Source organism: Paraburkholderia sp. C35, assembly GCF_003121405.1.
Taxonomy (GTDB): Bacteria; Pseudomonadota; Gammaproteobacteria; order Burkholderiales; family Burkholderiaceae; genus Paraburkholderia.
Genome location: NZ_QBUY01000014.1, coordinates 102,520 through 115,328, shown reverse-complemented (window position 1 = coordinate 115,328; position 12,809 = coordinate 102,520). Strand labels below are relative to the sequence as shown.

General features: G+C 54.0%; 11 protein-coding genes. 2 read left to right on the top strand and 9 right to left on the bottom strand.

The window, feature by feature from the left end:
• Positions 1 to 2 precede the first annotated feature (2 nt).
• The 3 genes from DK391_RS12085 to DK391_RS12075 form a co-directional block, all read right to left on the bottom strand.
• Complete coding sequence (locus DK391_RS12085; RefSeq protein ID WP_109478231.1) at positions 3 to 2,195, bottom strand: molybdopterin-dependent oxidoreductase; 2,193 nt, start codon at positions 2,193 to 2,195, stop codon at positions 3 to 5.
• Between the two features lie 971 nt (positions 2,196 to 3,166).
• Entirely contained in the window at positions 3,167 to 3,409 is a 243-nt protein-coding gene (locus tag DK391_RS12080) for a MerR family transcriptional regulator (protein ID WP_109478230.1), read from the bottom strand.
• Between the two features lie 181 nt (positions 3,410 to 3,590).
• Positions 3,591 to 4,136: a helix-turn-helix domain-containing protein gene (locus tag DK391_RS12075; RefSeq protein WP_109478229.1), complete on the bottom strand. Its 546-nt coding sequence runs from the start codon at positions 4,134 to 4,136 to the stop codon at positions 3,591 to 3,593.
• A 407-nt stretch (positions 4,137 to 4,543) separates the two neighbouring features.
• Between DK391_RS12075 and DK391_RS12070 the strand changes: the two genes are divergently transcribed.
• The gene (locus DK391_RS12070; RefSeq protein ID WP_109478228.1) at positions 4,544 to 5,044 is read left to right on the top strand and encodes a MaoC family dehydratase; all 501 of its coding nucleotides are present in this window, start codon (positions 4,544 to 4,546) and stop codon (positions 5,042 to 5,044) included.
• A gap of 135 nt (positions 5,045 to 5,179) precedes the next feature.
• Here DK391_RS12070 and DK391_RS12065 read toward each other — a convergent pair whose 3' ends face one another.
• From DK391_RS12065 to DK391_RS12045, 5 genes are all read right to left on the bottom strand, one after another.
• Positions 5,180 to 5,761: a TIR domain-containing protein gene (locus tag DK391_RS12065; RefSeq protein WP_109478227.1), complete on the bottom strand. Its 582-nt coding sequence runs from the start codon at positions 5,759 to 5,761 to the stop codon at positions 5,180 to 5,182.
• 91 nt (positions 5,762 to 5,852) lie between these two features.
• Positions 5,853 to 7,334, bottom strand: coding sequence for an SIR2 family protein (locus tag DK391_RS12060; RefSeq protein ID WP_109478226.1), 1,482 nt, complete (start codon positions 7,332 to 7,334; stop codon positions 5,853 to 5,855).
• A 34-nt stretch (positions 7,335 to 7,368) separates the two neighbouring features.
• The gene (locus DK391_RS12055; protein ID WP_204117347.1) at positions 7,369 to 8,064 is read right to left on the bottom strand and encodes a hypothetical protein; all 696 of its coding nucleotides are present in this window, start codon (positions 8,062 to 8,064) and stop codon (positions 7,369 to 7,371) included.
• A 329-nt stretch (positions 8,065 to 8,393) separates the two neighbouring features.
• The gene (locus tag DK391_RS12050; RefSeq protein ID WP_109478225.1) at positions 8,394 to 9,032 is read right to left on the bottom strand and encodes a hypothetical protein; all 639 of its coding nucleotides are present in this window, start codon (positions 9,030 to 9,032) and stop codon (positions 8,394 to 8,396) included.
• Positions 9,029 to 10,195 (bottom strand): toll/interleukin-1 receptor domain-containing protein, encoded by a 1,167-nt coding sequence (locus DK391_RS12045; RefSeq protein ID WP_109478252.1) that lies wholly within the window; start codon positions 10,193 to 10,195, stop codon positions 9,029 to 9,031. The genes DK391_RS12050 and DK391_RS12045 overlap by 4 nt, the downstream gene beginning before the upstream one ends.
• A gap of 604 nt (positions 10,196 to 10,799) precedes the next feature.
• Here DK391_RS12045 and DK391_RS12040 point away from each other — a divergent pair.
• Positions 10,800 to 11,390 (top strand): TetR family transcriptional regulator, encoded by a 591-nt coding sequence (locus tag DK391_RS12040; RefSeq protein ID WP_162600800.1) that lies wholly within the window; start codon positions 10,800 to 10,802, stop codon positions 11,388 to 11,390.
• 356 nt (positions 11,391 to 11,746) lie between these two features.
• On the opposite strand, the gene DK391_RS12030 is transcribed toward DK391_RS12040, so the two are convergent.
• Positions 11,747 to 12,769 carry an NADP-dependent oxidoreductase gene (locus tag DK391_RS12030; protein WP_109478222.1) on the bottom strand — a complete coding sequence of 341 codons (1,023 nt, stop codon included), beginning with the start codon at positions 12,767 to 12,769 and terminating at the stop codon, positions 11,747 to 11,749.
• Positions 12,770 to 12,809 lie beyond the last annotated feature (40 nt).

Genomic DNA, 12,809 nt, shown 5'->3' with positions numbered 1-12,809 from the left:
TATTAGTGATTCGAACTCAATGCGGAAACTCTGCAGGGAAGTCCCTTGAAGTGCGGAATGCCCTGTTCTCGATCCAGATAATCTTCATCATCGGGTAATAGGAGAGCGTCTGCGTGAATCAGCGCTCCGCTTAGCGTACCGTCGCCTTCTGGATGCTCAGGCAACCACCAGCCATGAGGGACACGCACAACGCCAACTGGCATGTCATCTCGGATCGTCGTTCGAAGCTCTATCGAACCGTGTGGTGTGGTTACCGATGCCCAATCGCCTTGTTGCAGGCCGAGCCGTTCTGCATCTTCTTTGCATAAAAACATGTGAGGGTCTGGCGAACGACGGCGCAAGGATTTGATGTGACGATGCCCAGTCTGAAAGAATTCGTCTTCACGCACGCCAGTGAACATCGTCAAAGGCCATTCGGACGTCCTCGGAGGGTCCCCTCGCCAATATGGGAGTGGGTCAAATCCGAGGCCTTCAAGTACGCTGGAATACAACTCCACCTTCCCAGACGGCGTGGCAAATCCAGTCCGATCGTATTTTCGGTGCGTGAGCTCCGGCATATGATACGGATGCTTCTCTGCAAAAGTCTCAAAGTCCATGCCCAGCCGAGAGACCCTCTTTTCAAGCACTTCCTCGTTTGTCTTCCACGGAAAGTGCGCACCGAATCCCATCCGGACAGCCAGGTCTCGCCAGAAGTCGAAAACTGACTTGCATTCACCGGGGGGCTCTACGGTTTTTTGAGAGGGTCGGTAAATTGCCGTCCAGCCAAATGAGTCTGAAATGCAATTGCGCTCAAGCCAGGCATCTCCCGGAAGAATGTAGTCTGCCAGCTGTGCCGTCGGCGTCCGGAAATGTTCCACAGCCACTACCAGATCTTGAGCACGCATCGCCCGCTCGATGAGCTGCATGTTCGCGAAGCTAAGCAAGGTGTTGTTGCCAATCGTAATGAACGCCTTTACCGGGTAAGGAGCACCATCCGCCATCGCGCGGAACACCGCGCTTGGGGTCGCCATGTAGTTGCCCGAGATGATATTCGGCCATTCATAGCCCCAAACGCGTTTTGCCGGCTCCCGGAGCTTTTCCATTCCTCTATATGTAAAGGCCGGATGATCGACGGAACCGAGTTGCTTCTTTCGTTGCTCATCCGCGAGCGCCTCGTGAAACTCCAGTTCGCTTTCGTGGATGATGTCGGGATGGAACCCATGCAGCATCTCACCGCCGGGAACATCTACATAGCCACAGACGGCTCGAAGGCTGCACATCAGGCGAATAGCTGATGTTGAGTTGCGCTGTTGGTCGGTGATAGGTGTCCACGGAATTACTGCCGGCCCTGATGTCGCATACATCCGCGCCGCTTGCGCAATAAGCTCCGCGTCAACGCCAGTAATTTCTGCTACACGGCTGAGCGGAAACTCATCGACGCGCCGACGGAATTCGTCGAATCCAACAGTCCATTTTTCGACGAAATCTTTGTCATAAAGCCCTTCGTCGAAAATGACTTTGAGCCATCCCATACACATGGCCGCATCTGTGCCAGGCCGAAGCGGAAGCCACAGATCCGCGCGCTCCGCACTCTCGCTGCGGCGCGGATCAAGGACAATGAGCTTGGCGCCCCTCTCCTGAGCACGCCGGATTGCGTTATAGATTGGCGTCCATGAATGCTGCTTCGGATTATGACCAAAGAGGACAACGCATTTCGTATTCGGGTAGTCCGGGTAGGGATACCAGCCATAAACCATGCGGTTAATTGCTGATGTATTCCCAGCGCAAAGAGCAACGCCGCTGATCCAGTTCGGCGAACCCAGCAGATTCATGAATCGTCGTCCCGAGCCGTTGTCGGTTTGGGTATTCCACTGCGAGGTGGATACCGCGAGCGCTTCGGGACCGAACTCTTGGACCACCGTCTTCAGCTTTTCTGCGATCTCGTCCATCGCCTGCGACCAGCTGATCTTCTCCCAAAGTCCGGAGCCACGCTCCCCTTTTCTCTTCAGCGGATGAATGACTCGATCAGGATGACTAAATCCCTCCGGCGCATGAACGCCCTTCATACAAATGTTCGCACGTAGTGGCCGGGTATCTAGCGCTTTTACACGAACGTCCTTAACGAGTCCGCTTTCAGGCACCTCCGTCTCTACCTGGCAGTAGATGTCACAACTTGAGCAAAGCGTGCGCTTTGTCGAACTCTTCTTATCCGTCATGGCTCCTCCGGTCAGCGTCAGTTACTGATCTATCGCAATGGCCTCGAGCCGCGACGAGTTGTGAAACTCAATCTCTGCAATCGCTGCAAAAGCGTTGGAATCAGCCGCGCCTCTTCGGCACAGCTAGTCACTTCCCTATGGGAAGTAATATAGGTGAAGCACTTGGGAGTGTCAAACGATGATTGCATCTGTTTTTTTAAGCAAATGCATACGTCAGAGTAGATCGGATGATTTTCAGCGGTTTGTAGCGAATAAAGGATTTGAACAATCGAGGAGGTGATGTGCTGCTGAAGCGGCAACGGTACATCCCGGGGGTGTATGTCGTTGCAATGCACAAATCCTGAGGGTCCTGCTATTGAGGGTCTGTCAGTAAATGTGACGCTGTGTGCGCCAAGCGGCTAAGCGCTAGCTTCCTCGAAAAACCGCGCACGCGATTTTTCCGGCGTTTCTTCGGTTGCTGCGGTCTCGGTATTGGAGCGTCTCTGGCGCCGAGATAAAGCATCGTGATGTCACGACATATGGGATGGCAAAATCGGGAACGCTATCGCTGTAACGTGCTCTCTTCGCCTATGAACGACGGAAAGCACAAGTCGAGACCGTCGAACTGGCGAGCTGGCCGCGTATCCGCAAAGGCGCGGCATCAGACCGAACCGTTATGCGTGGTATCTCCAGCACGCCATCGTCCTGCGTTATTGGTTCAAAAGCGAGGACAACCGCTGCCACAATGAGCGGGTCAAGATGCGGGTCGTGGCCGAGATGATTGTCGCGCGGCTCGATTACCGCGGTCTCGAGTCGAGTCGCTGGTTGAAGAGATTGCTCTCGAACGGTGGCGAGATGTCGTCAACGTCAAGCTGAACGAGCTCGAAGAACGTTTGAAATTAAATGTAGGAAAGTCACGCCGCGCATCTCTCTCAGGTAGGTTCGGCCTGCGGATACGCGGGGAAAAGAAAACTACAGAGACCAGGCGATATTTACGAGCCTGTGCTGTGATCACAAACAGCACACCAAGGTCTACGCGGCGCGTAACAAACCGTCTTGCCCGTTGCAGCAGGGGCCGCACCAGCCGCAGCCCGTACCGTGTCATGCTGATATCGGTGGTGCCCACCCATGGTTCGGCAGAAAGGCAAGAACAGTCCCTGCCGATGCCAGCGTCGCAGCGTGCCTACTGCAACGCCCAGCTGCGTTGCTGTCTCGCCAATTGATAAGAGTCGCATCCGATATCTCCCGTGTGATATCGGGTGTAGCCACCCTTTTTAAACGCGATGATCGGGTCTGTGCAGACTCAACGACTACTGCTAGAAACCGGAGGCTGCACAGCGCGCGTTTCGCACCGTGATGCAGACTCGGTGATGCTAACCAGACCTTAGGTCAAATATTTTGCGCACGTTAGTCCGGCTATCCCTCTCCGTTAACATCGGAAGTGTCTGCGTATTCAGGTTCCGCCCGCTTCCTGTGCAACTCGCTCTTCATCGATTCGCGCTCGGCAAGGAACGCGGTACTCTGTATCGGTTCAATCTCTTGCGGGTTGAAACCCTCCCCGCAGCAGCTGCAGATCAGCGCAGCTTCGGCAACGTGACCGCAAGTTTTGTGTCTGAATTGAAGCGGTGGTGTCTTCTCGCCGCGGGGTTTGCGCCAACGGTTTCCCCACTGCGTTATCGTCACCATCACGGGATGAAGCTCGACGCCCATGCGTGTCAATCGATACTCGTAGCGTTTCGGTTTGTCCATATACAAAACGCGCTTGACCAAGCCCGCGGCCTCGAGCTTTTTCAGCCTTGCTGAGAGCAACTTCGGCGCCATGCCTGTTACCGCGATAAAGTCGTCATAGCGGCGCGTGCCGAGAAACAGTTCCCGAACGATCAGCAACGTCCATGCGTCGCCAATAAGACTCAGCGAGCGCGCCAAAGAACAGGTCAAATCCCCGATCTCAGATTCTTTCATCGTGCGCCTTTCAGGTTTTCGCAATCGTCAAAGCTGTCACCTTCCGTGCCGTTCCATCAGCCAAGCACGTATGCAGCGGATCTGTCGCGAGCGATTGAGACCGAGACCGTCGGCTGGCCAACGCAGAGCAAGCTGTGCGCCTCGTCGCGAATGCAAGACCTTCACAGCCACTCGCGGCGAGGTCGTCCACTGTCTTCCCTCACCGCTGCGAGACCCGTACACCAACCCTTAACGTCTCGACAGTCAGCATTCCGCCATTGACAGAACGCCATCTGCTTCGTATATTAAGTTCCCAAAAGGAAGTTGTAAAGCGGTTCTGCAGACCAATGCAGATACGCCGGGCTTGTTCAGCGCGGCGACCAACCGCGCGACTCTTGGCACCTGGACGCGAGCAATTGGAGACGGCGATGGAAGCAGCAAAGAAGTATCTCGAAGACATGCGCATTGGAGACACCTTCGAGAGCAGGGAGTACCGGGTTGACCTTGATGAAATCCGCACATTCGCGCAGTCTTTCGACCCCCAAGTGTTTCATCTGGACGAGGCGGCGGCCGCCCAAACGGTATTCCGTGGACTCGCCGCTAGCGGATGGCACACGGCTGCAATCACGATGCGATTGCTCGTGGAAAGCGTGCCTATCGCTGGAGGAATGATTGGGGTGGGGGGTGAAATATCATGGCCGAGGCCGACGCGACCGGGAGACTCGCTACATGTCGTGACCCGGGTAATCGAAATTATTCCATCCCAGTCCAAACCAGATCGCGGCATTGTCGTGCTGCAAGGCGACACAATCAATCAAAATGGCGAGATCTGTCAGCAAGTGACTCCTCGCATGCTCGTCTTCAGGCGCCAACCCGCCGAACCTGATAGCAATCGGGCGGGCGCTGAAACGCTGGTCGGGAAGCAATAGTCGCAACCTGCTGATGGAGTCGTCCAACGAAGCAATCCGTTTTCTAGTAGCTCGGCATGGGCAACAAATCTTTACCGCGTGTAGCGCATGCGCTCCCCCGCCCTCCACGATGTGCCGCGGAAGGCGGGAACTTCATCACTTCACCCAGTTCGCAAACGAGTTGTAGCCGTCATCTGCGGACCAGCAGTACGTCTTAAATCCAAGAGACGATAACGATAGAGTTTTTCCCCAACGCTCGCTCTTTGCTACGTTTGCAAGTTTGTATTCGCCAAACTCACCAAACTCAACCCACTTGCCGTCTTTTGCTTCCATTGGTGTCGCCGAAGTCCCATCTGCACTGTACTTTAGCGCCAGGTAATCAAACGGATTGGGCCCGTTCGTCTTCGTTTTGCCGTCCTTCCCTTTGATCTGGTTGATGTGCACGCCAAACACATGATTGTGACGCCAGATGCTGTAAAAGATCTCGTACCTGACCCAAGGACGCGCATAGGTTTGCGAACCGATTAACACGCAGGTGTTCGATGTATTTTCGAGTCCGGTACGGATGAGCTTCCTGAGTTCAGAAGAACCTTTTTTCTTGCTCTCTTCCCAGATAGACGCATCAAAAAAGCCCGCATCCTCGCGGTCGTCCTTCGCTACCCAGTGATTTCGAACAACGTTCGCTCGAAAGTCGATCACATCTTGATAGTGGAAACTGAAAAACACTCGCTTCGCCACGAAATTTCTCCTCGGTGAGTTACATCTACTGTCGCCTGTATCAGAGTCGAATGTCGCGAATTCGACTCATACTGCTGCTTTGCATGCAGGGTCAGCCTTTCATGCGCCTGATCGCTCCAATCAGGTTAATAATCGTTGCGGTAAGCTCGTCCGGATCTTTCTTCGCTGAAGGACCGATTGCCGAAAAAAGCTTCCTCACAGCCTTTGTTGCCTGCGGAAAATACACGTCGAAATCGGCATCTACTCGCCGCCACAGTTCCTCAGCAGCATGCCCCGTTGCCCCAACAGGCACAACTTTCAATCCTTTTTCAACGGCAACTTCGAACTCGCGCAGCACACCGCTGGCATTTTTTGTTTCCTTGCCTTTCCGCTTGTTTCCAAAGATAAAGATTGCGATGCCACACGCATCCACCATCTGTTGGCGATAAGCTTCATGAACGCGTTCTCGTTCCCGCTTATCTTCAATCGCGAAAGGAAACGGTCTCGCGATCAACTGGGATTGCCGGAATTTCAGACGCTCGAGGAGAATCGGCTCTAAAGCGCCCGCGATGACGCTCGGGCCGATACCCAAACCGATTCCCGTAACGATTGAATAATGCTTCTCAATCAGCGACCGGCTAAGATTCGCCACGAATCGATTTGCATCACGCATCTCCCAAGGCTGAAAGTCGTCCGCACTGCCCGAAACCAGAATCGTCCGCTGCCTGTAATCGCTTTCGATGCGTCCAAGAATCCGCGTGATGTCGTCGTACTCGTCGACCAGCAGCGTATGCACACCAATCCGCTGAAGATCCTTGATAAGGAACGTCTGTTGATGTTTGCGGTATGCGAAGCTTTCTTTCTTCTCCTTCGCCGCCTTTTGCTCCCGTCGCATGATGCAATACTGTTGCTTCGGTGCGTTGTGCAACATCACACGAACCCGACTCATCACATAGTCGATGTTCGGATCACTGAAGCTGAAACCCAGAAACAGGAATGTTTTCGAAGTCAGATGGCCGCTCAGAGCCGTAACGAAAGGCTCATGTTTCCGGAAGTATCCCTCGTAGTCGTCTTTCGTAAGGACCGCCTCTTCCGCGTGGTCAACGTCCCCATGCATCTTGTAGAGTACGACATCCCGGTTAGGCAGCGTGGTCTTGAGCTGTGCAACGTCATATTTGACGTCAACAATCTTTCCGCCGTTCCGGAGAGACGTCTCAATCAGTTTGTCGTAGTTTGTCGTCCAGTACGTAGAAATCGGCAGCCGCGCCAGAATCCTGTGATTCTCAGACGGCTCGCGGGTATCACTAAACTCCGCGACAATGCGTCGGTTGAGCTCCGACCTGTTCCGCCGCTCGTTGAGATGAAACTGAGCGAGTGCAACGAGGTTCGTTTCCCGGTCTACGTCGAGATTCAGTCCCTCTGCAATTCCGCGAAGCAGCTCCTTCCAGTTGACGTACCCTCTGGATGCGGACAACCCGGCCCCTGCGAAGATTGCAGCGTTATCGTTAATCAGTTCCTCGACAAACGTTCGAATGAACGCTTCAATTTCCGACGAAAAAGCGGACTTATCCTTACGTCTTACGTTTTTACTCATGGCAGCGATAGCAAAACTTTCGAATGGGATACGTCTACTTCGTTTGATTCTTGAGAGGTTTGATTTGATACAACACGTCAAGCTTGCTCGCGACCTGAGCATTAGACGAATGTGCCTCCCACACCTCAAGGTCTCTAATAGATAAAGGGGTGAGAAGATTCAGTTCCTCGCCAACCGCGTAACGAATGGGGATTGTTCCAGCCGTCGCTTGCCGCTTCATGAGACCATCGTCGTATGATTCCGTGACCGGATGTCGTACTGGCTCTTTCTTTCGGATCAAGCGACTGGCCACCAGTTCAGCATAGATCCACGGTGAACCGGTTTTCTCGTCGCCAACCTCAGTTATCGCATCTTCGACGACGATGGATTCTGGAGTATTCAAGAAGATGATGCACTCAGTACGATCGATCATCTTCGACAACGCCGTCGACAGCATCATATGTACATGGCTTGTTGACCGATTCCGCGAGTCATAGTCGTAGGAACCTTTGTCATCCATCCAGCAATACTTCTTGTCGAGAATTTTTAGCAGTGTGTTTGCGTGCCCCCAAACCGAGGAGTCGACAAAAGAGCTCAGACCAAACTGCGAACTCAACCATCCCGCCACGGATAGCGCAAGATCAAGGTCGCTGTGCGAGTGGGAAATAAACACTTCTGCGTCGACCTGACCGAACCAATCACCCTGTATGGCCGCGGCATCAATCGTTTTCTGACTCAGATAGTTTGTCATTCTCGTTTTCAGCATGCTGGCTGATATCGAGTTATTTTGCTGTCCAATCCCATGATACTCACGAAATGGATTCTTCCCTTCCAGCCTAAGATTAAATCCCCGATACATCAAAAGCTCCAGATATTTATTTGACAGCAAAAACTAAAACGGCCACTGCGGGTGCTCAAAAAGCCAATTCCATGACATCGACCTGGCTGTCATGCCGTAGCACTTCTTTGAAAACACACCAGACCCGTCCAAGTGCGCAATTTCGAGGCGGTCTCATCAAGAGACGCTACCAACCGGAACTTCCGCGGGTGCGCGCATCAACTGGTGCCGCGACAGACCAGTCAATACATCCTGTCTTCAACGTTTGCAGGTTGGTCCGCGGGGCGTGCATACCGTCTCTCTTTCACCGAAATGTTGAGGTGCCGATGAAACAGCGATACGAAGTCGAAGTCTTGCGACAAGTCCTCGCTGTGCGATGGCATTTCCTTGACGATATCGAGAACCGCACCTCCTGTCGTTGCGACAGGAATTACGGTTGCGGCCGGCTGAGCCTGACGAAGGAGATGGAATTCGTCCACGATCCCTGCCATACCTCCGATAAACACTGCAGAATCAAACTGGTTTTCACCAAAAATGCGCTCCCGCATGTGCAACAGACTCTTCGGCAGATGGTGCTCAATGTCGTCGGTGTAGACCACGTTCTGGAAGCGGGCGTTGTCTTCAGGAAATTCGTCGACAAAGTAGTTTGACTGATAGAGTCGCACCCATGCCCCGTAGTCGATGCCGAGACTATCCGCAACTACCCAGATCATAGGCGTGATAGCCGGATGCCCGCCCCATACCAGGACTCGACGACCGAGCGTCACGTGAACTAACGCGGAAACCGCCGCCGTAATCGCAACGGAATCCGCTGTGGCCGCGAATTCTGGCCCTCTAACAGGATCGGGAATACCCGCCGACAGAAAGATCGCGTTCGTCATTCTTCGGTTTCCCATTCTGGCAACTTGTCTGCTGCATCTACCACCGCGACCGCACGAACGGAAGCAATGTTCGCGTCGAGCCATTCCAGATGGTCTCGCCATTGCTTACCTATGCCCAGGTGGTCGTAGACGAGCATAGGCGTTTCATCCTGATGTGCCTCGCGCGCTTTCGTCGCCACATCGTTCAGCAGTTCCGCCGTCGGCACCCCAACCACCGGGTATGCCCAGATGGTGCGCCCGTCTTCGAGCAGGATCGAGATCGCACGGTGTGCGCCTATTCCCGTAACCTTGGCCCCAACCCGCTCCACCTCTACGCGCAATTTTCCCGTAATAGACATATAGCGAGAGGCGATACTTCGACTGCGAAGACCTTCGACGGAACGCACGATCCTTTCCGCAGTTTCAGGGACGATCGGACCGTCGGCACCGCTCAAGTCCTCCGGAGCGAGATACACGGACTCCCCGAACTCCATCACGCGATGGGATTTGTGATCTGGCCATATGACTCGAAGCACGTGAATCTCTTTTGCTCGGGCGCGCCCGAGTTCTTGCCTCGTCCATTTGCTCGCGAAATAGGTGGGCGTATCGAGCATAACCATCACGTCAGAATCATAGAGCCGCTGCCAGAGCACCTCCTGAAAAGGCTCACCTGGTCGAACATCATGAGTATCGAGAAACACGTCGAATCCGCATGCACTCAGCAGGTCATGAAGCTGCATGGCAGCCGAGCGGGCCTCGATTCTCCGATAGCTGACGAATACGCGCCTCTGCCGACGCAGCAGACCAACACACTCCAACATCGCCGACGCAAGCTCATCCAGCTTTTTGTCGCCCGGTCGGAGATAAAACGCGTTCGCATGCTGAAGGAAATCTGGAATGCATGCAGGAAAATCGTCTCCCTTCGAAACGACGGGAATCACAGGGCTGCTGGCGCGCACCATCGCCCGAGCGATCTCCTTTTCAGGCTGATCGGGCGATCCAAAATAGACGCTCACGACAGCCGCATGACGATTCCGCTCCTTCACTTCAGCACCATAGCGAATCATAACGTCACGTCCGACTTCAAGGCCGAAATCCGTTACGAGCCCTGTGAGCGATACGCTCAGGGCTTCAGCCTGTGTTGGACTCACGTTCCCAATCACGCCAATCTCGTAAATGCTCACGTCATCACCCCAGTCGCTCTTCTGTCGCTCGCACGTCTCGAAACTGCGCGCAATTCTGCAATGAATGCCTCCATCGCGAGCTCGGTTCACGCCGCGCAGTGAAAGCCTTCCAGTTCACTTGAATAGACCAAGCTGTGACGGTCCGGTCACAACTCGCTCAACACCTCCAAACGGGCGTGAGTGAGATCTGAGCAGTGGACGGCCATCTGGACGATCACAGTGGCGCAAATCGCGCATCCGGAATGATGCCGATAATCACGCATAAAATCTATATCTTTTGCGCGAGGACAACGTACATCTGAATTGCAATACGCCTGCCTATCGAAAATCGCCCAGATATGCCACATCTGAGCGATCAGGCGCGCTCGCGAATTCGTAATCTTGCCGACTCCCCTTCTTGACCTCGCGCTCACCGCATCTCGCGGATGCCGGCCATGCAAACCGATGAATCTGTTCTTGAATTTTCTCCTGGATTAGCAAGAATGGAAGGAAGCTCTCTGCTAACGTCGCTCGACCGTAAGCTGCCGCATCCACGCCACTGCGTACTTGTTGAGCAGCGGTGTACTCATTATCATGGGGGCCCCCCCGAAAGAAAAGTCGCGTCGTGAAGGTCAGCAAAGAACAAAGTAACCAGAACCGTATTAAGCTAATCGAAGTCGCGTCACGCTTGTTCAAACTGCATGGATTCGATGGCGTGGGCGTAGCCGACATCGGCAAGGCTGCGGGGCTCACCCATGGCGCTTTGTACGCACACTTTAAGTCCAAGGACGAACTCATCGCGGCGGTTTGTCTACACTCGCAATCAACAAGTCTCGACCTGTTCCTGGAACAAATGAGAACCGGCGGCGACCCACTGAATGCGCTAATCGATCTTTATGTATCTGGGGAGAACGGGCAGCTCACGCCAGGCAGCTGCGCAATGCCAGTCTACACAGGTGAGATTGGGCGTCAGCAAGAAGCGGCGCAGCAGAATTACGCACAAGGCTTCGCACGCATCGTGAAGGTCGTCGAGGAATCGATGCCCTCCACATGGTCTACACAGGAAGCGCGTCGAAAAGCCGTCGTGCTGGTGGTCTCGATGGTGGGCGCCGTATCCATGGCCCGTGCAACCGCGAAGACATGCCCAGCCGTTTCAGCCGAGATCCTTGAGTCGGCGCGTGCCGAACTCAAGGCAATCGTGGGAGGGAGAAGGTAACGTTGCCCTTGTCTCGAGCTCGGGCCGTCTGGGACAAGCTCAATTCACGAAACGCTACCAGTCAGCGCCATTGAATGCGACACGCTCCGCATCAGGAGAAAAGCCAATCTTGTAGGGCAATGATTGGCTATCCAGGAAAGACTTGATCATTTCCCAGCGCAGCTGGGAAACCATCGCCTCCCATACGCCACTCCGATTCCCAGAAGGCCCTGCGGCACTGATAAGTCGGACGTCAATTAGCGCGTGCATGGTTCGAGATCTCATTTCGAGACTAATGAACTCTTCGTTAATCATCGCGTTCTTATACTCAGCGTCCGCCTTCATCAAGACCGATCAGAGATATGTCAACAACTCGCTTAACTGACCTTGACGAGAACTTTCCCGAAATTCTCGCCCTTTAGCATCCCGAGGAAGGCTTGAGGTGCATTCTCCAGGCCCTCGGTAATGTCTTCTTTGTACAGGATCTTGTTATCCCGCAGGTTTTGGGAAACGCTACCGTAGAACGTCGAAAAATGCTCCTTTTCGAACTCGTAATTGATGAAGCCGCGTAGAGTCAGACTTTTCGACAAAACGTCCATCATCGTCGATGACAGAAAGTCTTTCGACCGATCAAAATCCTCACTGAAGTACGAAACCAGTCCGCAAACAGGGATGCGTGCATAAGTATTAAGCAACGGCAAAACCATTTGCCATACCTGACCGCCAACATTTTCGAAATATACGTCAATGCCATCGGGACAGGCAGTAGCCAACAGCTTGGCCGCGTCCGCTGAGCGATGATCGACGGCCGCGTCGAACCCCAACTCCTCAACAAGATATCGACACTTTTCTGGTCCACCTGCGATGCCTACAGCGCGCGCTCCAGCAAGCTTGGCAAGCTGGCCCACCAATGATCCAACTGGCCCACTTGCAGCAGAGACCACGACAGTTTCGCCCGCCTTCGGCCGGCCAATTAAATGCAATCCCGACCATGCCGTGAAGCCCGGCATGCCCAACACGCCAAGCCTGGTAGTAACAGGGATATCGTCCACCTGAATTTTTCGGACTTCCGAGGCATTTGCAACTGCGAAATCGCACCAGCCAACACGAGATTGAACGAGGTCACCTTCCTTGAATTGAGCGCTATTGGTGCGCACAACCTCTGCGACGACCTCCCCGACCATCTTCTCTCCGACTTCGACCGACGGTGCGTACGACTTGCGCGCCGACATCCGTCCGCGCATATATGGATCAAGCGAGAGGTATTTCACCTTCAACAGCAACGAATCGGGACCGAGTTCGGGCAACTTGATGGTTTCCAGACGGAAATGACTTTCATCTGCGGGCCCGGTCGTCGGGCGGGAAGCCAGAACAATGGCACGTGCGGTCTGCTGACTCATGATACGAATATCCTTAAATTTTCAACTAAACGAATGCGAA